We start from the raw sequence: 23793 nt of genomic DNA, 5'->3' as shown, positions 1-23793 counted from the left end.
TTTTACAATTCGTACTAACTGCTGGGATTCGGTTGACGTGCATGGTAAACTATGGATAAAAAACAGGAGGGCTATGATGGACCCAATCGTGTTCAAACAAATTGAATTTGTACGGAGTGTTACCGTTCGTGCAGTTGAAGTACTTTCCGAGGAAATACTAGATATTATTCCACAGGGCTTTAATAACAACATTAGATGGAACTTGGGACATATTTATTTGGTGCAAGAGAAGTTTGCTTTTCATTCCGCTAGGGAGCTTATGCAATTGCCGGAAAGCTTTGAACGGTTATTTGCAAAAGGTACTAAACCTGCAGCGTGGAGCGAGAAACCACCAACACTTAAAGTGTTAATTGAGATGCTTTCGGAGCAACCCAAACGTATTCAGGAAGCTATGCACAATCGCTTAAGTGAGCAAGTAACCCCTCTTACAACGGGCAGTGGATTAACCTTAAATACAATCGGAGAATTCATAAATTTCACACTTTACCATGAAGGGATGCATTTTAATACAATCAAACTATTAAATCGGTTTGCTGATTAGAGTCTATAGAGATCTTTAGAAGACAGAAGTCTAAGGTCAAGGGGGTATCCGATGGAGGTTGGAAGAATTTTAGGTATTGCTTATAATGTGATTCCAGTTAAAGACTTGGAGAAATCTGCAGGTTGGTTTGTGAAACATTTTGGTTTTAATATTAGGGATCGAAGAGAAGGCAACCTAAGCTTATATAGAGAGAATAGACCGATCCTATGTTTAACACAAAGTGATCATGATTCTAGAGCTGTATTCGAGGTAAGAAATAAGAAAAGATGGGTGATCACTTTCTTTACTAATGATGCCGTATCACTTCATAACAATTTGAGTTGTGAAGATGTGAAAGTCGGAAACATTAGTGACGAAGGTGAGTATGGTAAGTTTTTTGTATTTGAAGATCTGGATGGTAATTTATTTGATGTTTGGGAACACCATGATTGTGAACTGGTTTATTAGCCTCACTAAGGATATCGAGTTCAATCGATATCTTTTGTTATATATTGGAACGAAAAAAGATTTGTAATGAAAACGGTTTTATGATAATCTAATTAATGTAATACATGTAACCGGTTACACATTGGGGGATGAATTGAATCATGATGACGATTAAAGATGTTGCAAAAATAGCAGGAGTGTCGGTAGCAACCGTTTCAAGGGTGTTAAATGAATCTGGTTATGTGAATATCGATACTCGAAAAAAAGTTGAGGCAGCTATCAAAGAAATGAATTATACCCCTAATGAGGTTGCAAGGTCATTGTATAAACGAAAATCCAAATTAATTGGACTTCTATTACCTGACATTACGAACCCATTCTTCCCGCAATTAGCACGTGGGATAGAAGATCGGATGCAGGAGCATGGTTATCGGATAATCTTTGGTAATAGTGATGAGAACGAGGAAAAGGAATTGGATTATATTCAAACCTTTATCCAAAATAATGTCATTGGCATGATCTCATCCACTAATTTTCCTGAGAAAGATATTTATTCTAATTTGAAAATTCCGGTTGTATTTCTTGACCGTACTTCTAATGACAGTCCCTCCGTATATGCAGATGGCAGAAAAGGCGGACGCCTTGCTGCTCAAGAAATCATTGCACGGGGGAGCACCAAGATTACAGTCATGCAAGGACCGGCACATATTAAACCGGCGCAAGATCGATTTCAAGGTGCAATTGAAGTACTTGATGAAATGGGAATCACTTATCAAGTGATCCAGACGTCATCCTTCTCCCACACAGAAGCGGAACAATGGGCTGTAGAGTTGTTTGATAAATATATAGATACAGATGGTGTAATTGCCAGTAATGATATCGTGGCTACAGCAGTAATTCATGAAGCACATCGCTTAGGTAAAAGAGTGCCACAGGATCTCCAAATCATTGGATTCGATGATATCCCACTCAGCAGCCTGTTGTCGCCTTCGTTATCTACTATCCGTCAGCCTGCACATGACATGGGCCGTGAAGCAGCTGGTTTACTTATTAAGTTAATTGAGCAAGATAAAGTAGAAGATAAAATCATTCAATTACCCGTCAGCTTTGTGGAGCGGGAAACAACAAGAAGAAAAGAATAGATGACAACATAAGAAAGGTTGATGGACATGGCTAAGATTTGTGTAATCGGAAGTTGTTCAATGGATTTGGTAGTGACCTCATCCAAGCGACCTCACGCAGGGGAAACTGTTCTTGGAGAGAGCTTCGCTACGGTTCCAGGAGGCAAGGGAGCGAACCAGGCTGTAGCTGCTTCGCGTTTGGGCGCAGAAGTTACGATGGTTGGTTGTGTGGGTGAAGATTTCTATGGTACGGAGATCATGGAGAATTTCAAGAGAAATCGGGTTCTTATCGCTAATGTGGAACCGGTTACACATATCGAGAGCGGGACTGCTCACATCATTTTAGCAGAAGGTGATAATAGCATTATCGTTGTAAAAGGAGCTAATGATTTAGTCACTCCTGAGTTGGTTGAGCGTGCGCTTGATACTATAAAAGGGTCTGATATGGTGCTAATCCAACAAGAAATACCCGAAGAAACAGTGTCTTATGTAAGTGAGCTTTGCGATAAATTCAAAGTGCCTATGCTGCTTAATCCAGCACCTGCTCGTCCCATCAATAACACGATTATAGAAAATGCCGCCTATCTGACACCCAATGAACATGAATGTACAATTTTATTCCCTGGGATGAGTACTACAGATGCTTTACGGAAGTATCCTAACAAGCTGTTTATAACAGAAGGAAGCAAGGGCGTACGATTTTATGATGGAGAACAAGAAGTTCTGGTTCCTACTTACAAAGTTAACGCTATAGATACGACTGGAGCTGGAGATACTTTTAATGCGGCATTTGCAGTTGCTTTAGCTGAAGGTAGCTCCATTCTGGATAGTGTAAAGTTTGCCAATCGAGCAGCATCTTTATCCGTTACTAAATTTGGTGCTCAAGGTGGTATGCCAACAAGAGCAGAGGTGGAGGCGAATCTGTAATTATGAAGAAACACGGAGTGTTAAATAGTCATATTTCTAAAGTGCTTGCGGACTTAGGTCACACCGACACAATTGTCATTGCCGATGTTGGACTTCCTGTTCCACCGGGTATTCCGAAGATTGATTTGGCGGTTAAACTAGGGGTCCCTAGCTTCCAAGAGATCGTTGATATGATCTCAGAGGATATGGTCATCGAAAAGGTGATCGTTGCAGAGGAATTAGAGACTGACAATAAAGTCACCTCTCAATATTTGAATAATAAATTCAAGGGAATACCGATAGAGGCGTATTCACATGAGCAATTTAAGCAGCTGACCCAGCAGGCTAAGGTTATTATTCGCACGGGTGAAGCTAAACCATATGCAAACTGTATTTTACAAGCTGGGGTCTATTTTGGATGAAAAGGGGGTTCTAAGTGTATGCACATTACGATGAAAGATATTCATAAGTCTTTTGGCGCTAACCGTGTATTGACCGGTGTGGATTTTGAACTTAAGGATGGTGAAGTTCATGCCCTGATGGGTGAGAATGGCGCAGGTAAGTCTACGCTGATGAATATTCTGATCGGTCTGCACCAACGTGACCAAGGCACCATTCGTATAGATGATCAGGAGAAATACTTTACGAATCCCAAAGAAGCAGAACAATATGGAATCGCATTTATCCATCAGGAGCTGAATGTATGGCCAGACATGACGGTGCTGGATAATCTGTTCATTGGCAAGGAACGAACATCCAAATTCGGCCTGTTAAATAGGAAAGAGATGAAAGCGTTAGCAAATGAACAGTTTGCTAAGCTCTCTGTGACTATTCCTTTGAACCAAGAGGCAGGGGAATGTTCAGTAGGTGAGAAACAGATGATTGAGATCGCTAAAGCGCTTATGACTCATGCGAAAGTTATTGTTATGGACGAGCCTACCGCTGCATTAACCGAGAGAGAAATACAGAAACTATTTGAAGTCATTGCTTCGCTAAAGAAAGAAGGCGTCTCTATCGTCTATATTTCGCATCGGATGGAAGAGATTTTTACGATATGTGATCGAATCACCGTTATGCGGGACGGGAAAACCGTGGACACGAAGCCCATTCCTGAAACTAATTTTGACGATGTAGTTCGGAAAATGGTAGGTCGTGAATTAACGGACCGGTTCCCTGAGCGTACTTCTAAACCCGGAGAAGTGGTTCTTGAAGTTAAGAATGCTTCAAAGAAAGGGCAATTTAAAAATGCTAATTTCTCTGTACGAGCTGGTGAAATTATAGGATTCTCTGGATTAATGGGATCTGGACGTACAGAGATGATGAGAACCTTATTCGGATTAGAATCATTAGACCAAGGTGAGATTTGGGTGAAGGGACAGAAGATTACCATTCGGAATCCCAATGACGCTATGCAAGCTGGAATCGGCTTTGTAACAGAAGACCGAAAAGATGAGGGGTTAATCCTGGATTTCTCTATTCGAGATAATATGGTACTTACGAATTTATATGACTTCGCCCCTAAAGGTGTAATCAATGCTAAGAAGGAACAAGAATTCGTGGACATGCTTATTAAACGGCTGCACATTAAGACACAATCATCATCGACTTTGGTCCGGAATTTATCTGGGGGTAATCAACAAAAAGTAGTGATCGCCAAATGGATTGGTATTGGCCTCAGTGTTCTTATCCTTGATGAGCCTACACGCGGCGTCGATGTTGGGGCTAAGAGGGAAATCTATCAACTTATGAACGAATTAACGGAACGTGGCGTCGCCATTATTATGGTATCCTCAGAACTTCCTGAAGTACTAGGGATGAGTGACCGCATCGTAGTTGTTCATGAAGGGGAAATCAGTGGAGAACTTTCACAACAAGAAGCTACGCAAGAAAAAATCATGACGTTAGCTACAGGGGGGCAATAGTAATGACTACTATCAAAGATGAGAGTGTGAAAAAAGGTTTCCAAATCGGGCAAATCACGCAGAAATTAGGGCCATTACTAGGGCTAATCATTCTAATTATTATCGTAACCGTGCTGAACCCAAGCTTTATGGAACCCCTTAATATCCTGAATTTGCTTAGACAAGTCGCAATTAATGCGCTAATCGCTTTTGGGATGACCTTTGTTATTCTAACGGGTGGTATCGATTTATCAGTAGGGTCTATTCTAGCTTTATCCAGTGCCTTCACTGCCAACTTGATGTTGTCAGGCTGGGATCCAATCTTAGCTATTGTTGTGGGTTGTTTAGCGGGTGGACTAATGGGGATGGTCAACGGACTGATGATTACGAAAGGCAGAATGGCGCCTTTTATTGCTACACTCGCGACCATGACTATTTTCCGCGGATTAACGCTTGTATACACGGACGGTAATCCGATCACAGGTCTCGGTGACAGCATGACGTTCCAATTGTTTGGTCGTGGATATTTACTAGGAATACCTGTACCTGCTATCACGATGATTATCGTATTCGCTGTCTTGTGGATTGTACTGCATAAAACACCATTTGGCCGTAAAACGTATGCTATTGGGGGGAATGAGAAAGCTTCCATTATTTCAGGGATCAAAGTAGACCGCATCAAAATAATGATCTATTCCTTAACGGGTATGTTATCAGCATTGGCTGGCGCCATCTTGACCTCTAGATTGAACTCGGCACAACCAACTGCAGGTACATCCTATGAGTTGGATGCGATCGCGGCAGTAGTATTAGGGGGGACGAGCTTAACCGGTGGCCGTGGACGTATCGTAGGCACATTAATTGGTGCTCTTATTATCGGTATTCTGAACAATGGCTTGAACTTGCTCGGCGTATCATCATTTTACCAAATGGTAGTTAAAGGGATCGTTATTGCGATTGCTGTACTCATAGACCGTAAGAAAGCCGTATAAGGGGGATTCCACATGAAAAAGCTCACATTAATTTTTACTTCCTTACTCTTGATTCTTATGACGGGCTGTTCCTTAGAGCCTCCAGAGTGGGCTAAGCCTAACAGCGGCGGGGGTCCAGGGAATATGAAGATTGGATTATCCATATCTACCTTGAACAATCCGTTCTTTGTATCTGTTAAAGATGGAGTTTTGGCAGAAGCTAAAAAGCTTGGTATGGAGGTTCTCGTTATCGATGCGCAGAATGATTCGGCCAAGCAAAGTAATGACGTTGAAGATTTAATGCAAAAAGGTGTAAATGCGCTGTTAATCAATCCGGTAGACTCCTCAGCGATCTCGACGGTTGTTCAGACGGCTAACAGTCTAAATATTCCAGTGGTTACTTTAGACCGCTCTGCAGATAAGGGCGATATTAAAGCCCTTGTTGCCTCTGATAATGTAAAAGGTGGATCAATGGCAGCTGAATATATTATAGAGCAGCTTGGAAAAGGTGCAAAGGTTATAGAACTAGAAGGATCGCCGGGAGCATCAGCTACCCGTGAACGCGGGAAAGGGTTCCATGAAATTGCCGACACGGAGCTTGAGGTAATTGCGAAGCAAACTGCCGATTTTGACCGTACGAAAGGGTTGACCGTTATGGAGAACCTGCTCCAAGGGAATCCAGATGTACAAGCGGTTTTCGCTCATAATGATGAAATGGCTCTTGGTGCTATAGAAGCGATTCAGAGTTCAGGTAAGAATATTCCTGTCATCGGTTTTGATGGAAATGAAGATGCACTTAAATCCATTGAGGCGGGTAAACTCACAGGAACCGTTGCTCAGCAGCCTGCATTAATTGGACAGTTAGCGATTCAAGCAGCGAAAGACGTATTAGATGGCAAGACGGTTGAGAAACTGATTGCCGCACCTCTAAAACTGGTCGTAAAAGAATAAGTAAATGGCTATTGAAAAACACTGCATTCGCCGATTTGGTGAGTGCAGTGTTTTTGGTGTATATAAGCTTATTTTTCCTCAATTACTCTATCTGGTAACTGTGTTACATAGCTATCTGATAGATGGAGAAGCTCTAACGCACGATTGAACTCATCCTCGGTAGTTTGTTGCGCGTGGTCACCATCGCCAGATAAGGTATAATGCTGACCATCCTCGAAGCCACTGCCAGATAGGAAGAGCTCTTCATTATTTACGAAAGAACCTGTTGGCAAATAATAGCGCTGAGGAAGTAGGTTAAAAGTCGATTGATTCAATAAATCTTGTCCGAAATGAATATGATCCGCAAGAGAAACACCCAATAAATTAGATACGGTCGGTAAAATATCCACTTGTCCGCCTAGCTGTTCTTTAACACTTGGGGTTGTAATCCCCGTCGCTGATAAGATCAAAGGAATATTAATCAATTCGCGTTCCGTATATTCATGACCAAGGATTTCCTGCAATAAGACCTGATCATCCTCTTTTAGAGAGAAAATAGGAAGTCCGCGGTGATCTCCGTACAATGCAATCAAGCTGTTATCCCATACCCCATTTTGTTTGAGCTCATCGATAAAAAGACCAAGTGCATAGTCAGCATAGTTCTGAGCACGAATATAGTTTCCGACTAACGTTCCTTCATATCGTTCTGGAAGGGTCATTTTGTATTTATCCTCTGGAATGGTGAATGGATTATGCGCTGACATCGAAATGACGTGAGAGTAGAAAGGTTGATCCTTCTGATCCATTCTTGCTAGCTCCGCGGCTGTTTTCTCATACAATACTTCATCGGATGCTCCGTAAAATACAGTGTCCTCTTCACTAAAGTAAGCCTTATCGTAGTAACGATTAAATCCTAATGCACTATAAAGCTCACCACGGTTCCAAAAGTCGACTTCATTCGTATGGAAGGTTGCCGTATCATAACCCTGCGCTTGAAGTAGCTTAGGTAAGCTTGGAAGCTCTTTAGGCGCATACATTTGAGTGGCTGGGCCATCAGGTGGAACATAGAAAGAAGTATTTACAATAAATTCGGCGTCAGAAGTGTTTCCTTGTCCAACCTGTTGGTAGAAACGTGGAAAATAGTAACTGCTAGCCGCAAGCTTGTTCATATTTGGTGTGACCTCTACTCCATCAATCTTAAGATTGATTAAGAAGTTCTGGAAAGACTCCATTTGAATAATGATGAGGTTCTTTCCTTTGGCCGCTCCAAATAAAACTGGATTAGAGGTAGCTTGAATTCCTTTAGTTTCATTTATCGCTGCTTGTGTAATCTCAGAGACATCAATTTGTTCTTCTTCCTCATTGGCTAGCAGAGAATAAGCTTCATAATTGAGAATGCCCATTTGCTCGGCTTTAACAGTTTCGTTCATACTGGCTCGGTTAGGAAAAATATTCATTGCGCAAATGACGATGGAAATACAGAACAAGATCGCTACCGCTTTCCGGTTACTTTTACGCGACATGGCTTTTTTCCAGTTAAGTGCCTTTTGTTTTCTAAACATGATCAAACCAATGACAATGATATCCACGAAAATAAGCATATATTGCGGACGAAGGACCGAGAAAATACTTTTCTTAACGGCTCCTACTTGTTTGACCTGATCTAATACTTGTGAAGTAGCAATGATGCCAAAATGATTATGATATACAATGAGTGAGAAAAATAGAGTAGTAATCAACACATTGACCAGCATGTAGATGGCCATTTTTCGTTTCGTTGCGAACCATTCAATCAAGCAAAAGACTAAAAGTATAAAAGGGATTTCTTTAAGCCATGTGGTCCAAGTAGGCCCATCTTCAAATAGAAAATACCAAGCAAAATAACTTTTAACTAGCATAATGAGAGAGAAAAATAATAGAGATCTTTTACTGAGTGTACGTGGTTCTTTAAACGGCATCTCTTGTGCCCATCCTTTTCTTTTAGATTAGTTCATTCTATTACATTGAAGTGTTTAAAATCAACTAGATTGGGGTATAGATGAGGCTTATTTTCCTTAATATTACATTTGGGTGAATGAAACCATACATATTATAAAAAAAGCTTTTGAAAAATGAACTTTTTAAGGTATTCCAAACTCTTATAGGGGAGAGAGGTGAAGGTATGGATGTCGCTCGATGGGTGAAAAAAGCTAAGAAGGGAAATAAAGAAGCCTTGCTCCACTTAATTATGTCTGAAAAAGACGTTTATTATAGGCTTGCTTTCAGCTATATGAAGAATCCGCATGATGCCATGGATGCCATGGATGAAATGATCGTCACACTTTATGAAAAGATCGGTCAACTAAAGAAAGAGGAAGCATTTTATAGCTGGAGCAAGACGATCTTAGTGAATGGCTGTAAACGACTACTTCATAAGCGCGGCAAGCTGGTGCTGTTAGAGGATTGGAGTAAGGTTGACAATAGGGAAATAGGCCAAATAGTGAGTAGCAAGGATCCTTATCGCAGAAGTGAACAACAAATGGAGTTGGAGACCTTATTGTTACAAGTAAATGAGCATCAGAGAGAAGCGATTCAATTAAAATATTTTCATGATCTCGATTATCAAACAATAGCTGACATTACAAAGGTTTCGATAGGAACAGTTAAATCAAGAATTTACCATGGTTTACAAACGCTCAAAAATCAGTTCAGAGGTGATGTTGATGAATAATAATGTCGAAGAGCGATTAGCTGATGAGAAGACACGCATAGCGTCCATTACCGCACCTGAAGAATTAGAAATGAGATTAAGAAAGGCTTTGAATTCGGCTCCCGCAAAAAGAACGAAAAGAATAGCACCGATTTGGAAGGTTGCGGCGGTTGTTTTATTGGTGACAGTGATCTCTGGACAAAACTACAATGCTTTTGCTTATTATGGAAAACAGCTTTTTGGCTTTGATGAATTGCTTAATGGCACAACTTTACAACAGCTAAATGTAAAAGGGATGGGACAAAACGTCAACAAGAAGACTACGTTAGTAGATGGGACGGAACTTACCATTAACGGAATTATGGCGGACGCCAATCAATTCATTATGTATTACACGTTAACTAACCCCAATGGACTAGAGGATATGTCTGTAGACGCTTTTAGACCCTCAAAAATAAGTGGTTTTTTAACTGATTCAAACGTAGTAAGTGGGACTTCATTGATCAATGGAGGGCATACGGAGATTAAAGGACAGATGTCATTTGACAGCGTAAATCCATTTTCAAAAAAACTAACGTTACACTTTTGGCAGCAGCTAAAAGAGAACGGCCAGATGAGCGAAGGGACAGTTACGTTCCCTTATAACCCCAATGAGGCCATGGAAACTCAGATTAAACAATCGATCAATAAAAAGATAAAAGTCGACAAAGGTACGATTACCTTTAAATCAATCACAGCTACGCCAACGATGACTGTAATAAAAGGGAAGCTGGATGTCGATAATTTTGATCGAGTGCAGCTTGGATTACATGGGATACAATTAATTGTCGATGGAACACCTGTAGAGATCTTGGGTAGTGGTAATCAAACCTCATTAGGTGGAAGAACATTTGATATTCGCTTCGACACATTGCCTAAGGAGCTACATTCCATACAGCTAGTCGTTAAAGAGTTTCCTGGATATCAAAAGCTGGACGAAAAGTATTCCCTGACTTCTCTTAGTGATAAGCCATTTATGTTGGGTGATAAAGAATTATGGTTAAAGGATATCTCCAAAACTTCTCATGGCATCGAAATAACAATCTCTTCTGATGATGATGTAATGCTGGATGGTGTGTCTATAGAAACGAGCAATGAGAGTACACATTTAAAAACAACGATCAATCAAAAGGAGACAAAGCAAGTGGATGGCAAACTAATGAAAGAACGAACTTTATTATTTGATACACAAACAGTGCCTGAGTCACTACTAATAGAAGGAATGCACTATTTGAAGGCATACAATAAAGTGATTGAGATTCCTGTGAAGTGAATAAAAGTGCGATATCCATTTTTTATAACATATGGTAATCTATATGGACGTGAGAAAAGGAGGGGCACATGGATCATATAGGGGTATACGAGGTGAGTCGTCCTTCTTTAATGTCACTTCTGCTATCAATGATTTTTTCAAGTGGCATACTTTTGACAAGCGTCATAAATAATATGGATGGTAAAGTACTTTCATATATCGGATTTTTTTGGGTAATCTTTTGTCTGATAGTTGTAATCGTATTGCTCTATAGGATCATTACGATTAGAAGGTTCATTGAAATCAAGATTCTTCCGGATTCAATAATAGTTGAAAATAAAGAAATTGAAGCAAACCGAATTGAGAATATTTATGTAAAGGGCTATTTCAAACCGGTAATAGGGATTAAACCTGTAGATCATAAATTTGCTCCCTATAAATTATGTTTTAGTTTTCTTGAACAGGAATACAGGGGAATGAAAGAACTAACCAAATGGGCTGAACGTAATCAAGTTAAACTGTCTCACAAAAGATTTATGAGATGGCTCTAAGGGACTGTGACAATACAAGGGGTGTTCCAAGAGCCTTGAAATGGCTGATGGGGCGCCCCGTCTTTTTGATCTTCCTTCATCTTAGCACCAAGATGTAATATCCATTTTTTATAACATATGGTAATCTATATGGACGTGAGAAAAGGAGGGGCACATGGATCTTATAGGGGTTTATAGAGTAAGGCGTCCGTCGTTAATACCGCTGCTGGTGTATATCAGTCTGCTAATGGGGATTCAAATATTTCAAATTTATAACCTGAACTATCGCTATACCGCTAGCGACGATTTGGTGCTTTCTTGTTTACTTTATGGTCAGGCTATTATTTGTCTGATTGTCGCATTCGTGTTAGTCTACAGGATATTTACCATCAGAAGGGTTGTTGAAATTCAGATTCAACCGGAATCTATATTAATAGAAGATCTAAGAATAGAAGCAGAGCGGATTAATGATATTTATATAAAGGGATATTTTAGTCCTGTAGTTGGGATTAGACCTAAAGTGAATAAATTTGTTCCTTATAAATTATGTTTTAATTTTTTGTCCCAAAAAGATGAAGATGAAGTGATGAAACAGTTAAAAGCTTGGGCCGAACGAAATCAGATCAAAGTAACGCATAAAAATTTTTCAAGATGGCTATAAGCTCCTTTAGACTAATATACGAAATGGAAGACACTGACTCCTTGTTGGTGTCTTTTTTGATTAGCCTACACGTCATATGACATGTAACAAAGCTAAGTGGTGACAGAACGTTTCTAGCTAGAATGACATTCCGTTTGTGATACTCAGAACAGATTCGGAATTCACAAATAACCCTATAGAGGAGAATGGATTATGAAGAAAAAGACACGCAGGCTCAGCGTCATCGCACTATTATTATCAGCAGCTGTATTTACAGCATGTTCAGCACCAGTCTCCAGTAACGCAACAAACACGACTGAAGCTCAAACTACGACGGAGGAAAGGTCAAACAGCGCTAAAGTAGCTTTTAATGGAAAAGAAATCGAGACTTTCGCGGACCCTATATTTGCGCAGAAAATGAAGGAATACAATGTGAACGGATCCAATTTTGTAGTGGTTAAAGACGGAAAGGTGCTTGTGAATAAAGGGTACGGATATGCGGACAAAGAAAAGAAAACCCTTGTCGATAAGAATACCGTCTTTCAGATCGCATCCGTCTCGAAGACATTTACCGCTTTAGCAGCTCTGCAGCTAGTGGAACAAGGAAAGATGGATCTTGATCACGATATCAATACGTATCTTGGAGGAATGAAAGTACCTAATGAAACGGAAACTCCGTTAACCTTAAGAAGTATGTTGTCATACACAACGGGCTTTGATTACCCGGATAAAGCTAACTTTGTTGCACCAGAATATGTAGATCAAGACATCCCCATGAAAAAGTTTATGACGGAGCATATGCCGACGGTCGTTCGGACACCAGGTGAAGCTTACACCTATGATAATTTTGCCTTTTTACTTGCGGGTTACGCGATTGAGAACGTAAGTGGTATCCCGTTTTATAAGTATATGGAGAACCAGGTGTTCAAACCGATAGGGATGGACTCTACCAGTGCACGTTTTACCCCAGAGCTTTTAGATAGAATGGCCACACATTATGGTCCAGATGGTAAACCTCATCCAACCTTTGGGCATGCTCCTACTGATGGGCCACAGGGCAGCATCCTTTCCACAGGAGAAGATATGGCTAAATATTTAACTCTTTTTCAAGAACAGGGTAGCGTGAATGGAAAGCAAATCATTAGTAAAGAAACCACAAAGATGATGCAAACGTACTCCGTTTTTGCGAATGAATTGCTTCCGATGACGACGATTGGAGGATTTGAAGGGTATCGTAATGATCTGATGAACGGCCATCATGTGGTTCTCAAAGGGGGGAATATGCCTGGTCATCAATCCCTGATCGTATTATTGCCCGAGGAGAATACCGCTTTCTATATGTCTTATAACAATGACACAATGATGAGCTTAGATATTTATGAAGCCTTGATGGATCACTATTTCCCTGAAAAGAAAGCGCCAGAGGCGCCAACGTATCTCCCATTGCCTGCATCAGAAGCTGCTAAATATACTGGAACTTATTTGAACACAAGATTCTATTTCTTGAAATCGAACTTCACCTACGCAGATGGCAATCTGATTATGGAAACTGGAGCTAGCGGTACACATACGTTAAGAATGATTAATCCGCTATTGTTCGAAGATGAATCAGGTAATAAATTGGCCTTTAAAAAAGATCATAACGATCAGATCGAATATTTTTATTATACGAATCCTAATAGCCCAGACTTTGTTTCAGATGCTCGTAAGGTGCACACGAAGCCAGCATTCGCTGATGTATCTGAGGAGAGCGCTTATAAATCTTACATCGACAACCTGTATTCGCTTGATGTGATAAGTGCTAAATCTGGCAACAATTTCGAACCACAGGAAACCATGACACAAGGTGAGTTTATGGATGCTCTAATTCTTGCCCATGGATGGTACGGCTTTCCTCATTTAATTGAGGGGAATAAAGAATTAACGAAAAAAGGAATCCCTGGTTTTGATCGTAATGCTGTCATCACAAGACAAGTAGCAGCCGTTATGATTCAAAATTTAAAACAAGCTAAGAAAGCATCGGAAATCACGCTTAAGGGGGATACAGATGTTTGGGCCGCTGATGCGATCACAGCCTTAGTCTCTCAAGGCATCGTCGATCCAGATACAAAAGTGAATGATGACGGGACTGTCGATTTTCGTTCTAAAAAGCCTTTGCTTCGCCAAGAAGCGAGTGCAATACTTGATCTTGCTTTTGGATACTATACGTTGCCAATCAAACACTAAGGAATTGGACGCCTCAGAGGGACTCTTTGGGGTGTTTTTTTATGATAGGTTTAAGAGCTAAATGAAATTATCGGTAGTATAAGGTTATTTTAAATGCTAAAATTACCCAAAAGTATACTCTAAACAGCAAGGGGGTATTTTTTTGGATTACAAAGGGTCATCAGTGTATGACAATGCGGATTTTTTCTATAACTATTTATTAAGAAGGAACAGAGCGGATAGCCCAAATAACATTATTGAAAAGCCGGTTATATATGATTTTATGGGCGATGTACTTGGGAAAAAGGTGCTCGATTTAGGATGCGGGGATGCTAAGTTCGGATATGAGTTGCTTGAGCAGGGATGTATCTTTTACGAAGGTGTGGAAGGTTCAAGTAATATGGTCAAAGCGGCAAAAGAACTGTTAAATACATCTAAAAGTGAGATTCACCATGCTACTATGGAGAGTTGGAATTACCCAAAAGAGAAATATGATTTGGTAATCTCTCGATTAGCTATTCATTATTTACAAGACCTAGAACCAATCTTTGATAGTATCCGTAGTGCGCTTATCCCTAATGGTCAGTTTATTTTTAGTGTACAGCATCCGGTTCTAACATCATCCATGAAAAGTGCAATAACTTCAGAAAGAAAGTCGGACTGGATCGTCGATAACTATTTTGAAATGGGTAAGAGAATGGAGCCTTGGATTGGAGAAAGTGTAGTTAAGTACCACAGAACTTTTGAAGAGTATTTTCAGTCACTGAAACATGTTGGATTTAAAATAGAGGATATTAGAGAATGTAAACCAAATCCTCAGTTTTTTAATAGTGTAGGAGAGTATAAGAGAAGGATGAGAATCCCACTTTTTCTCGTGTTTAAATGTATAAAATAGTTTGTTGAAGTAACGCTAGTCTAATGAGCATATGAATGAAAAGAAATGCAATAAGGAGGACTAAGATGAAACGGATGCAGTTTATACGCCCAACCGAGCATTACGATCAAAGAATTACTGATATCGATGAGCAGATTTGTGAATTGATAAAACAACGTAAGGAAGGCTCGGATAATAATCCAGGATTCCCACCTTTTGAGTATATTTCAGATTGGGCGGCGAAGTTTGAACTCTACGAGGATTTTTTAAAATCGGTATTTGGGACATTATTTAGTGAAGAACATTTTAAGCCGATGGTCGAGCCAACGGGTTTTAGAAAACATATTGCTGTTCTACAATCTATTGAGGCAGATGAGTTCTTCTATACACTGACCTCTATACGACAATACAGTAATGCAAGTGTTATCATGCTTAGTATGGATTGGGATATTACCTCAGAATTATATGCCAATAAACTTCACCATTTTGAGCTGTATATAGGAGAAACGTACGATAGTCGAATGACGAACGGCGGAAGTTCATCAGGCCATGCAGCTTATAACTACGTAGTATCACCGCCGCTTCCTGATGATATCTCCGGTATTAAATTAGAGTTCAGGGAATTTAGTTCACCCTTAAAGAAGGATGGGACAGGTAATGAAATTGTGTTTAAGCTAGAATAACTATACAAAGTATTTTAGCAATAGAATCTAGCAGGAAGAGGTACGTCTCTATGAATCAAATGATATGGCTAACTGGACTATCAGGTTCAGGTAAAACGACGCTTGCAGAGGAACTGAAAAATCACATTGAGAATTGCTACATTCTGGACGGTGATACATTGAGGAGAGGTATTAATCAGGATCTGCAATTTAGCGAAAAGGATCGATTGGAAGTTGGTAGAAGAATTGGTGAGATTGGTAAGATTCTGCTTGATGCGAACCTGAATGTGATCGTTGCCTCGATCTCTCCGTATCGCTCCACACGTGACAAAGTCCGTTCTCTGATAGGAGAATCGTATATGGAAGTTTATGTTCAATGCCCTTTGGATGTTTGTGAGAAGAGAGATCCGAAAGGTCTATATAAACAAGCAAGAGCCGGACAAATCAAGCATTTTACGGGTATTGATTCTCCATATGAAGAGCCTGTTAGCCCGGATGTAATCGTAGAGACAGACAAGTTTTCCATAGATGAATGTGTGTCGAAAATCCTTCAATGCCAATCAGCTATGAAAATTAGAGCGGGTGCCTATCCTCCTAATTAATGAATGGAGGTACTAGAGTTGAACTCATTGAAAAATAAAATAGCAATCGTTACTGGAGCAAGCAGATCCACAGGAATCGGAACAGCCATATGCCGTTCACTTGCAAGCCAGGGGGCAGATATTTTCTTTACGCATTGGCATCCTTTTGATGAAACGGAAGGGAATGGTGGAGAAAAGGAATGGCCGGAGCAACTTTGTGCAGAACTGAAAAGCTTGGGAGTCAGGGCGAGTCACATGGAAGCAGATTTTTCCAATCCTGAAATCTCAATAAAGATTATGGATCAGGTAGAACAAACTTTAGGAAATGCTTCCATTTTAATTAACAATGCAGCTTATTGCGTGCCCACGAATTATCAGAACCTGAGCATCACTTCGTTAGATCAACACTATGTAGTGAACAATCGTGGCACGGTTTTACTCAGTACTGAATTTGCCAGAAGGTTCGAAAAGAATTATACAAAGGGGACTCCAGGTAGAATTATTTTTATGGTTTCTAAAGGGCCTGACCCTGATAACCTGGCTTATATATTGACAAAGGGTGCATTAATTGGATTAATTGAACCTCTTTCTGTTGGTTTAGCTCCGCTTCATATCACAGTCAATGGTTTTGATCCGGGTCCTACGGATTCCGGGTGGATAACGGATGAGATGAAAACTCATTTTTTACCTATGTTTCCAATGGGAAGAATCGGTTTGCCAGAAGATGCAGCTAGAGGCATTAGTTTCTTAGCGAGTGATGATTCGCAGTGGATTACGGGGCAAGTAATAAAGTCTGAAGGTGGATTTCTAGGAAAATAAAAGACATAAGTACTTCATCCTGGCTACCGATTGAACGGTAGCCTTTTTTAGCTAGTGGGCAGACTATCGCCATAAAACATGGAAAATGATGATATAATATCCAAACTCAATAATTTAGATATGAAGGGAGAAGCCCAGCATGATTACGCTCAGAAAGATCACACTAGAAAATCGACGTGCTATTTTCAATTTGGAGGTTTCAGACGATCAACGTCGCTTCGTAGCGTCCAATTTATCAAGTATGGCTTCGTGTTATGTCCTTGTAACCAATGGTGGTCATCCCTTTCCGTTTGCGATTTACGCGGATGAAGAGCCGGTTGGTTTTGTGATGATGACTTATGGTATTACTGGATATGAAGTGCCGTCCTTCGTAAATGATAGCTATTGTATTCTGCGACTAATGATTGATAAACGATACCAGAATCAGGGCTACGGCCGAGATGCCATGACAAGAATTTTAGAATTTATCCGTACTTTACCCGCAGGCCCCGCACAATATTGCTGGATTTCTTATAAGGCTGATAACTTACCCGCTAAAAGGCTCTATGAAAGCTTCGGTTTCCGTGACAGCAGCGAAATTATTGAAGACGAGTTAACAACCGTATTGGGACTTTGATTTGCCTTATACGTTTGAACGGCACGTGGTATAGGGTCCTTTTTTTGATGCAGTATCAAATCACAATTCTAGTATCGGAGATGGAACTGGCTCCCATGTATTGATCGATGTCTGATAGCAATGAGACAAACCGCTACTCGAAAATGCAAGTAACGGTTTTACTAATTATCTATATTCCAACAGTTCAATTACATTACCAAACGGATCTGCAATGGCGCTATAGATGCCTGGAGGACACTCGCGAGTTTCATCGTATAGCACTTCGATACCCAACTGCTTATATTGCTTAATGGAAGTGACTAGGTCCTCGACTTGCAGTCCAATTACAACTTGTGATTCTCTTGGATACTGAACTTGAGTAGAAAGCTCCACTTGACAGAGTACAATCGGAATAGGTTCATGCTTCAAGCTTACCAGGGAATCATCATACTGGGTGGAGATTTCGAATCCTAATTTATTACAATAGAAATCAATAGCTATTGTCATATCTGCTACGTTAATAGAAATGACGGTGATGTTTGGCATACACTCATACCTCCAGATTATTTATTGACAGCACAACATTCCTTGACCAGCCTCTAACTTACTCTTAAGACTTGAAAGCATCTGCTCCCAAGCATGCTCATGCCAGCTTCTGGTTCGGATTCTGTCCATCCCGAATGACATAACGTAACGAGTGTACCAATGGAAACAGCTTTCAACTTTACCTCAACCTGTGTTAGATTTGCGGGATCATTCATGACCTCAGCAAACGGATCAGGGCCTTTCCATTCAAAGATGAGTGAATATGGTGCGTCTATATGAAGTATTTTACAGTCAATGGTACTCATCGATTGCTTATGATTCGGATCGAAATAAAGTTCGTATTTTCCACCTTTCTTCAAGTCGACTAATGCTTCTGGTGCAAACCATTCTGATAGACGATCCGATTCAGTCCATGCCTTCCATACCAACTCTAGATTACTATTCACGACAATTTGAGATACAAGACTCATCTGATCACCTCTTTTCAAGAAGATTACTATCAATTGGATTAAGTATATGGGATTATTTAGCTTGTAAAGTCTTCTAGTTTGCTCTCTTTCGGTTAAATTTCTCAAACAATAGCAGAGGTAAATTAACGACGATTGGTGGATCATAGGGGAGCGGGTCCCTTAAGAGGATCTTTACGTGCAACTTCGTTGTATGATCCACTTCAACAGGCTCATCATTTTTACCTCGCAAACATGCATCCAGCTTAAAATAGTCAACAGGATTACGACTCCAAGGAATACCTGCTGCAAGTATGTAATACGTACCAGGTGTGATATCAGTAAATAGGCATTCGCGATTGCGCATATTGAGTGCAGTGCCGATGATTGGTTTCTGATCAGGAATGGGGCGTGGAAACAGCCCTACAAATAATAGACCGCGAAAATCCGGTGGTGTCTCTAGCTGACAGCGAATGTACATGCGTGGTGAGAATGGCAGTGTGTCAGATGTTAAGGGTGTGTGTTCATACTGATTCATATGGGAGGCTAGTTCAGAAGAGGTGGCTGCAAACTTCTTAGGCGATAGGCCAACGAATTGCTTGAACCGATGATTGAAGGAGCCGGTACTTCGGAAGCCGATCGAGAGGATAATCTTCATTAGCAACGAAGGTTGTTTCAGTAACGCTTGTTTACCTGATTCCATACGCAAGGCGGACAAATATTGGCGTGGTGAAATTCCTGTTACCTGCTTAAATATTCTCGTGAAGTGATAGGCGCTGTAACCAACCAGATGAGCGAGTTGTTCTGAAGTTATTTCTTCATCAAGATGCTCCTTCATGTATTGAATAGCTAGCTCCGTTGCGTGGATATAGCTATGATGTGGTAGATGAGTAGGCTCTATGTTAACCATCTCCTTCCTTATCATAGGGGGTTCATAGTGTGTAATATTAAAAAATCCTATATATATAGTATTTTAGGTTTTATCTGAACGCAGTACAATGCTTACTTTAAAATATGTAATAAGGAAAGCTCGAGGTGTGGTATGGACAGAGTAGCGAATATAAGAACGGAAGAGAAGAGATATCATGACTTGTGTTACGATAGTTATAATTTGTTCGAGCCAGGTTCCTGGCTACATAGACCCGTAAAGACGGTAATTGATCTATTAGAAGAATACAGAGATCAAGAAAACTTAAGTGTATTAGATTTAGGAGCTGGGATTGGTAGGAATAGTATACCCATAGCAGAATTCTTGAAAAACAGAAATGGTAAGGTTGTTTGCGTGGATTTATTAGAGTCGGCCATAGAAAAATTAGAGAGTTATAGTCAGAAATTTGGGGTCGAACCCTTTATTGTGACAAGATTATCAGACATTGAACATTTCGTTATCGATAAGGAGGAGTATGACATTATTTTAGCAGTGTCTTCTTTGGAACATGTAAGTTCGGAGAAGGTACTTCACAGAAAACTTAATGAAATGATTTATGGAACAAAAACAAATGGGACCAATTGCATTATTATCGGATCGAACATACAAGAGGTAAACCTTATAAATGGACAGGAATTAGATCCAATGTTTGAAGTGAATTTATCTACAGAGCAAATGATGAAATTATTAGTTGATCAGTACACTGGATGGGAAGTTCAACAACAATCTGTAAAACAATTAGAATATGAAATTGAAAGAAAAGGACAAGCTGTAAAACTGACAACAGACTCTATTACCTTTGTTGCTAAGAAGTTATAAAAAAACACTAGGAGATGATTATGCCTTTTACCTTTGCTCATCCTATTTTTGCACTTCCGTTTAAATATGTGAAACCAAAATATTTTAGTGCTACCGGCTTGATTCTAGGAAGTATGTCACCTGATTTTGAATATTTTATTATGCTTGAGCCCTATCAAAGTATAGGACATTCTCTAACAGGACTATTTTTGCAGGCGATTCCCCTATGTGTGATCCTTGCCGTGATTTTCCATAGTATCGTTAAGGAGATTTTAGTATTGCATCTTCCTTCAAACTATAATATCGATCAACGAGCATACAATACCTTGAGCAAGTGGAGTTTGAATTCTAAGGGCTGGGTAGTGTTTATCCTATCTGTGATTATTGGTTTCTTAACACATGTGTTCATCGACGGGTTTACGCATTTTAATGGTTACTTTGTTGAGCGATATTCTCCTCTAAGAGAATTAATGATTTATAATTTACCTCTTTATAAAATACTTCAGCATTCTTTTTCGGTATCCGGATTACTCTTGCTAATCTGGATGATAATTAGTTCTTTGTATCGACACCATGAAACGGTAACGATAATGCCAACAGTAACAACAAAACAAAAAGTTATTTTCTGGACATCAGTAGTTGTTGTAGCTGTAGCTGTAACCAGTATGAAGTTACTTTTTAGTTCGAGCAGGAATATAATTGGTATTTTTGTGGTTTCGCCTATTACAGGGGGATATTTAGGAATACTGCTTGTATCGATCATAATAAGAGGTTTACAAAAGACAAAATAATCATAATTCGTTAAATAAATTACGAGTAAGAATATCATCGCATCATTAAAGCATTCATTGGTTGTTTTTTGCAATAATAGAATTTATAAAATTTCAAGACTGCGGAGAAATGTGAAACGAATTCAATGAATGGTCTATATTCAACTGCTGGCTAAGGGGACCTTATATCCTTCGAAATGCATGTTTTAGTCGAGCTTACGGACAAATATATGTGGAAAACCGAATACAATGTCCGCCGGTAACGTAAACGAGCCGAATGTATGCGAAAAATCGAATACAATGTACCGATAGTAACATAAACGAGCCGAATGTATGCGAAAAATCGAATAGGATGAGCTTCCGGTACGTAAACGAGCCGAATGTATGCGAAATATCGAATACAATGTGTCGACGGTAACGTAAATGAGCCGAATGTATGCGAAAAACCGAATACAATGTGCCGCTGGTAACGTAAACGAGCCAAATGTATGCGAAAAACCGAATACAATGTGCCGCCAGTAACGTAAATGAGCCAAATGTATGCGAAAAATCGAATACGATGTACCGATGGTAACGTAAACGAGCCAAATGTATGCGGAAAATCGAATACAATGTACCGCCAGTAACGTAAACGAGCCAAATATATGCGAAAAACCGAATACAATGTGCCACCGGTAACGTAAACGAGCTAAATGTATGTGGAAAACCGAATACAATGTGCCGTTGATAACGTAAACGAGCCGAATGTATGCGAAAAATCGAATACGATGTGCCTCCAGTAACGTAAACGAGCCGAATGTATGCGAAAAATCGAATACGATGTGCTGCCGGTAACGTAAATGAGCCGAATGTATGCGAAAAACCGAATACAATGTGCCGCAAGTAACGTAAACGAGCCAAATGTATGCGAAAAATCGAATACAATATGCCGCTGGTAACGTAAACGAGCCGAATGTATGCGAAAAATCGAATACAATGTACCGATAGTAACATAAACGAGCCAAATGTATGCGAAAAATCGAATACAATGTGCCGCCAGTAACGTAAACGAGCTGAATGTATGTGGAAAACCGAATAATATGCCACCAGTAACGTAACCGAGCCAGCGCTCTGATTCACTCCAAGGACGCCGTCAGGTCCTTTTTTTATTATTTTAAAAATGGTTGAGAAATACATAGTTAATATGGGGAACTTTACTTATAATATTATTTTAGCGTATTTTTCCAGTGCGCTTTCAAAACCTTTATTTTATGCAACACTAGGCTGAAAGGAAGTTATCCCTTGTTTGAGACTTTGCTTTTGAATTTCTTTTTTTTATTGTTTCCAATTGTAATTTTTCTGATTTTCTTTGAGAATCGAGCTTTTGCTTATAATAGTAAGATTCTGGTTCTTCTGTCGGCAGTAACGATGTGTCTCTGTATAGCCAAACCTTTTAAACTCGATATGGGTTTTATTTTTGATTTGAGATATGTCCCGTTTATTATTGTGGCTCTTTTTGGTGGATACAAGAACGTTCTACCGCTGTATATCCTTTTAAATATCTATCGATTTTATGTGGGGGGAGAGGGTACGTTACAATCCTTTCTTTTCGCCACTTCAATCCTAATCCTGGTCCCTCTATATAGTAAAAGGTTCTTAAAACTAGATTCGAAAAGTCGCATCATCGCGGCAACAATAATTTCTTTTCTGACGATGGGATTTTACCTAATTACATTAGGTTTTACACAGGGGAGTTTAAATCGGGAATATTGGTTTCTCACCTTAAATGCCTTTACGACCCATGTCGGGGTGATGTGTATCAATATGATCTTAATAGAAAAGATTATTACTAATATTAAGAATCGCGACCGAATTATGCAATCTGAAAGATTAAATGTTGTGAGCGAGTTAGCGGCAAGTGTATCACATGAAATCAGAAACCCGCTTACAGTGACCAGCGGTTTTTTGCAGCTGTTGAATAAATCGAAGACGATCACAAGGGAGGAGAAACAGTACGTAGAATTATCTTTATTAGAATTACAGAGGGCTGAAAAAATCGTGAGCGACTATCTCTCATTTGCTAAGCCGCAATCCGATAATATGGTCTATTCCAACATGCAGCCGGAGTCAGAATATACTAAGAATATCATCATGCCTTATGCCACTATGCACAAAGTAGAGGTCAAATTTAGTTTTAATAATTCGCTATTTAAAAATTATGATCGCAATCAAATACAGCAATGTCTTATTAATCTTTATAAAAACGGAATCGAAGCCATGAAGGAAAAGGACGGTGGTACGCTGTTCATCGATATTTCGGAAAAAAAACAAAATATTATTATCAGTATTCGCGATACTGGCATTGGAATGACAAAGGAAGAAATATCGCGTCTCGGTAAACCGTATTATTCGACCAAAGCTGAAGGGACGGGACTAGGGATGCTTATGGTCTATAGTACCATTGATAAAGTGAAAGGCATTGTTGAAGTCGATAGTGAAAAAGGGAAAGGCACAACGTTCCTTATCACCATCCCAACATAACGGCAAGTTGCAGAGAGTCTTGTTTGCTGTTTATCCCCCACTAGGAGTGTGTAATACCTTTCATGAATGGATTTCGTGTCATAAGGGCAACGACCCTGTACGA

Annotated in this window: 25 protein-coding genes; 21 read left to right on the top strand and 4 right to left on the bottom strand. The window is 39.8% G+C overall.

Annotated elements, in window-relative coordinates:
* The first annotated feature begins 73 nt into the window (after positions 1-73).
* The 8 genes from M2444_RS05915 (at position 74) to rbsB (ending at position 6817) form a co-directional block, all read left to right on the top strand.
* Positions 74-541, top strand: a complete 468-nt coding sequence (locus tag M2444_RS05915; protein ID WP_348536908.1) for a DinB family protein — start codon at positions 74-76, stop codon at positions 539-541.
* Positions 542-592: 51 nt separating this feature from the next.
* A complete protein-coding gene (locus tag M2444_RS05910) occupies positions 593-988 on the top strand; it encodes a VOC family protein (RefSeq protein WP_094873419.1) in 396 nt (131 codons plus the stop codon).
* Between the two features lie 140 nt (positions 989-1128).
* Complete coding sequence (locus tag M2444_RS05905) at positions 1129-2109, top strand: LacI family DNA-binding transcriptional regulator (protein WP_042189849.1); 981 nt, start codon at positions 1129-1131, stop codon at positions 2107-2109.
* A gap of 27 nt (positions 2110-2136) precedes the next feature.
* Positions 2137-3015, top strand: a complete 879-nt coding sequence (gene rbsK / locus M2444_RS05900) for a ribokinase (RefSeq protein WP_280786512.1) — start codon at positions 2137-2139, stop codon at positions 3013-3015.
* A 2-nt stretch (positions 3016-3017) separates the two neighbouring features.
* Positions 3018-3416, top strand: coding sequence for a D-ribose pyranase (gene rbsD / locus M2444_RS05895; protein WP_094873415.1), 399 nt, complete (start codon positions 3018-3020; stop codon positions 3414-3416).
* Between the two features lie 18 nt (positions 3417-3434).
* Positions 3435-4916, top strand: a complete 1482-nt coding sequence (locus M2444_RS05890) for a sugar ABC transporter ATP-binding protein (RefSeq protein ID WP_076286606.1) — start codon at positions 3435-3437, stop codon at positions 4914-4916.
* Between the two features lie 2 nt (positions 4917-4918).
* Positions 4919-5887, top strand: coding sequence for an ABC transporter permease subunit (locus M2444_RS05885; protein WP_042189841.1), 969 nt, complete (start codon positions 4919-4921; stop codon positions 5885-5887).
* 12 nt (positions 5888-5899) lie between these two features.
* The gene (gene rbsB, locus M2444_RS05880; protein WP_280786511.1) at positions 5900-6817 is read left to right on the top strand and encodes a ribose ABC transporter substrate-binding protein RbsB; all 918 of its coding nucleotides are present in this window, start codon (positions 5900-5902) and stop codon (positions 6815-6817) included.
* Between the two features lie 68 nt (positions 6818-6885).
* On the opposite strand, the gene M2444_RS05875 is transcribed toward rbsB, so the two are convergent.
* Positions 6886-8754 (bottom strand): LTA synthase family protein, encoded by a 1869-nt coding sequence (locus tag M2444_RS05875; protein ID WP_094873411.1) that lies wholly within the window; start codon positions 8752-8754, stop codon positions 6886-6888.
* 203 nt (positions 8755-8957) lie between these two features.
* On the opposite strand from M2444_RS05875, the gene M2444_RS05870 reads away from it, so the two are divergent.
* From M2444_RS05870 to M2444_RS05825, 10 genes are all read left to right on the top strand, one after another.
* Positions 8958-9506 carry a sigma-70 family RNA polymerase sigma factor gene (locus M2444_RS05870; RefSeq protein WP_094873409.1) on the top strand — a complete coding sequence of 183 codons (549 nt, stop codon included), beginning with the start codon at positions 8958-8960 and terminating at the stop codon, positions 9504-9506.
* Positions 9499-10797 carry a DUF4179 domain-containing protein gene (locus M2444_RS05865; RefSeq protein WP_280786510.1) on the top strand — a complete coding sequence of 433 codons (1299 nt, stop codon included), beginning with the start codon at positions 9499-9501 and terminating at the stop codon, positions 10795-10797. The genes M2444_RS05870 and M2444_RS05865 overlap by 8 nt, the downstream gene beginning before the upstream one ends.
* 68 nt (positions 10798-10865) lie before the next feature.
* Positions 10866-11327, top strand: a complete 462-nt coding sequence (locus M2444_RS05860) for a hypothetical protein (RefSeq protein WP_143812240.1) — start codon at positions 10866-10868, stop codon at positions 11325-11327.
* A 154-nt stretch (positions 11328-11481) separates the two neighbouring features.
* Positions 11482-11967, top strand: coding sequence for a hypothetical protein (locus M2444_RS05855; protein WP_094878867.1), 486 nt, complete (start codon positions 11482-11484; stop codon positions 11965-11967).
* Positions 11968-12159: 192 nt separating this feature from the next.
* A complete protein-coding gene (locus M2444_RS05850) occupies positions 12160-14172 on the top strand; it encodes a serine hydrolase domain-containing protein (protein WP_280786509.1) in 2013 nt (670 codons plus the stop codon).
* Between the two features lie 142 nt (positions 14173-14314).
* Positions 14315-15046 carry a class I SAM-dependent DNA methyltransferase gene (locus M2444_RS05845; protein WP_094874758.1) on the top strand — a complete coding sequence of 244 codons (732 nt, stop codon included), beginning with the start codon at positions 14315-14317 and terminating at the stop codon, positions 15044-15046.
* Positions 15047-15111: 65 nt separating this feature from the next.
* Positions 15112-15708, top strand: a complete 597-nt coding sequence (locus M2444_RS05840; protein ID WP_280786508.1) for a hypothetical protein — start codon at positions 15112-15114, stop codon at positions 15706-15708.
* Positions 15705-16289 (top strand): adenylyl-sulfate kinase, encoded by a 585-nt coding sequence (cysC, locus tag M2444_RS05835; RefSeq protein WP_348536909.1) that lies wholly within the window; start codon positions 15705-15707, stop codon positions 16287-16289. Before M2444_RS05840 ends, cysC begins: the two co-directional genes overlap by 4 nt.
* 18 nt (positions 16290-16307) lie before the next feature.
* The gene (locus tag M2444_RS05830) at positions 16308-17087 is read left to right on the top strand and encodes an SDR family oxidoreductase (protein WP_094874755.1); all 780 of its coding nucleotides are present in this window, start codon (positions 16308-16310) and stop codon (positions 17085-17087) included.
* 139 nt (positions 17088-17226) lie between these two features.
* Positions 17227-17703, top strand: coding sequence for a GNAT family N-acetyltransferase (locus M2444_RS05825; RefSeq protein WP_280786507.1), 477 nt, complete (start codon positions 17227-17229; stop codon positions 17701-17703).
* A 165-nt stretch (positions 17704-17868) separates the two neighbouring features.
* Here M2444_RS05825 and M2444_RS05820 read toward each other — a convergent pair whose 3' ends face one another.
* The 3 genes from M2444_RS05820 to M2444_RS05810 form a co-directional block, all read right to left on the bottom strand.
* On the bottom strand, positions 17869-18228 hold the full coding sequence (locus M2444_RS05820; protein WP_280786506.1) for a VOC family protein: 360 nt from the start codon (positions 18226-18228) through the stop codon (positions 17869-17871).
* A gap of 53 nt (positions 18229-18281) precedes the next feature.
* Positions 18282-18698, bottom strand: coding sequence for an SRPBCC family protein (locus M2444_RS05815; RefSeq protein ID WP_280786505.1), 417 nt, complete (start codon positions 18696-18698; stop codon positions 18282-18284).
* 73 nt (positions 18699-18771) lie between these two features.
* Positions 18772-19584, bottom strand: a complete 813-nt coding sequence (locus tag M2444_RS05810; protein ID WP_280786504.1) for a helix-turn-helix domain-containing protein — start codon at positions 19582-19584, stop codon at positions 18772-18774.
* A gap of 132 nt (positions 19585-19716) precedes the next feature.
* Here M2444_RS05810 and M2444_RS05805 point away from each other — a divergent pair, with 132 nt between their 5' ends.
* The 3 genes from M2444_RS05805 to M2444_RS05795 all read left to right on the top strand — a co-directional run bounded on the left by M2444_RS05805 (position 19717) and on the right by M2444_RS05795 (position 23690).
* Positions 19717-20421, top strand: coding sequence for a class I SAM-dependent methyltransferase (locus M2444_RS05805; protein ID WP_280786503.1), 705 nt, complete (start codon positions 19717-19719; stop codon positions 20419-20421).
* 20 nt (positions 20422-20441) lie between these two features.
* Positions 20442-21191 carry a DUF4184 family protein gene (locus M2444_RS05800; protein WP_094874753.1) on the top strand — a complete coding sequence of 250 codons (750 nt, stop codon included), beginning with the start codon at positions 20442-20444 and terminating at the stop codon, positions 21189-21191.
* A 1260-nt stretch (positions 21192-22451) separates the two neighbouring features.
* The gene (locus tag M2444_RS05795; RefSeq protein WP_094874496.1) at positions 22452-23690 is read left to right on the top strand and encodes an ATP-binding protein; all 1239 of its coding nucleotides are present in this window, start codon (positions 22452-22454) and stop codon (positions 23688-23690) included.
* The last annotated feature ends 103 nt before the right edge of the window (positions 23691-23793 follow it).

The organism is Paenibacillus sp. PastF-3 (genome assembly GCF_029893135.1).
GTDB classification, from domain to species: domain Bacteria; phylum Bacillota; class Bacilli; order Paenibacillales; family Paenibacillaceae; genus Paenibacillus_AQ; species Paenibacillus_AQ nitricinens.
This window is presented reverse-complemented; position numbering and strand designations above follow the sequence as displayed.

What these genes read in the sequence shown, in the direction of transcription:
- M2444_RS05885 (WP_042189841.1), top strand. Translation starts at nt 4,919, where the DNA reads ATGACTACTATCAAAGATGAGAGTGTGAAAAAAGGTTTCCAAATCGGG.
- M2444_RS05905 (WP_042189849.1), top strand. Translation starts at nt 1,129, where the DNA reads ATGATGACGATTAAAGATGTTGCAAAAATAGCAGGAGTGTCGGTAGCA.
- M2444_RS05840 (WP_280786508.1), top strand. Translation starts at nt 15,112, where the DNA reads ATGAAACGGATGCAGTTTATACGCCCAACCGAGCATTACGATCAAAGA.
- M2444_RS05860 (WP_143812240.1), top strand. Translation starts at nt 10,866, where the DNA reads ATGGATCATATAGGGGTATACGAGGTGAGTCGTCCTTCTTTAATGTCA.
- M2444_RS05865 (WP_280786510.1), top strand. Translation starts at nt 9,499, where the DNA reads ATGAATAATAATGTCGAAGAGCGATTAGCTGATGAGAAGACACGCATA.
- M2444_RS05820 (WP_280786506.1), bottom strand. Translation starts at nt 18,228, where the DNA reads ATGCCAAACATCACCGTCATTTCTATTAACGTAGCAGATATGACAATA.
- M2444_RS05805 (WP_280786503.1), top strand. Translation starts at nt 19,717, where the DNA reads ATGGACAGAGTAGCGAATATAAGAACGGAAGAGAAGAGATATCATGAC.
- rbsD (WP_094873415.1), top strand. Translation starts at nt 3,018, where the DNA reads ATGAAGAAACACGGAGTGTTAAATAGTCATATTTCTAAAGTGCTTGCG.
- rbsK (WP_280786512.1), top strand. Translation starts at nt 2,137, where the DNA reads ATGGCTAAGATTTGTGTAATCGGAAGTTGTTCAATGGATTTGGTAGTG.
- M2444_RS05815 (WP_280786505.1), bottom strand. Translation starts at nt 18,698, where the DNA reads ATGAGTCTTGTATCTCAAATTGTCGTGAATAGTAATCTAGAGTTGGTA.
- M2444_RS05810 (WP_280786504.1), bottom strand. Translation starts at nt 19,584, where the DNA reads ATGGTTAACATAGAGCCTACTCATCTACCACATCATAGCTATATCCAC.
- M2444_RS05870 (WP_094873409.1), top strand. Translation starts at nt 8,958, where the DNA reads ATGGATGTCGCTCGATGGGTGAAAAAAGCTAAGAAGGGAAATAAAGAA.
- M2444_RS05800 (WP_094874753.1), top strand. Translation starts at nt 20,442, where the DNA reads ATGCCTTTTACCTTTGCTCATCCTATTTTTGCACTTCCGTTTAAATAT.
- M2444_RS05915 (WP_348536908.1), top strand. Translation starts at nt 74, where the DNA reads ATGATGGACCCAATCGTGTTCAAACAAATTGAATTTGTACGGAGTGTT.
- M2444_RS05850 (WP_280786509.1), top strand. Translation starts at nt 12,160, where the DNA reads ATGAAGAAAAAGACACGCAGGCTCAGCGTCATCGCACTATTATTATCA.
- M2444_RS05890 (WP_076286606.1), top strand. Translation starts at nt 3,435, where the DNA reads ATGCACATTACGATGAAAGATATTCATAAGTCTTTTGGCGCTAACCGT.
- M2444_RS05875 (WP_094873411.1), bottom strand. Translation starts at nt 8,754, where the DNA reads ATGCCGTTTAAAGAACCACGTACACTCAGTAAAAGATCTCTATTATTT.
- M2444_RS05825 (WP_280786507.1), top strand. Translation starts at nt 17,227, where the DNA reads ATGATTACGCTCAGAAAGATCACACTAGAAAATCGACGTGCTATTTTC.
- M2444_RS05910 (WP_094873419.1), top strand. Translation starts at nt 593, where the DNA reads ATGGAGGTTGGAAGAATTTTAGGTATTGCTTATAATGTGATTCCAGTT.
- rbsB (WP_280786511.1), top strand. Translation starts at nt 5,900, where the DNA reads ATGAAAAAGCTCACATTAATTTTTACTTCCTTACTCTTGATTCTTATG.
- M2444_RS05855 (WP_094878867.1), top strand. Translation starts at nt 11,482, where the DNA reads ATGGATCTTATAGGGGTTTATAGAGTAAGGCGTCCGTCGTTAATACCG.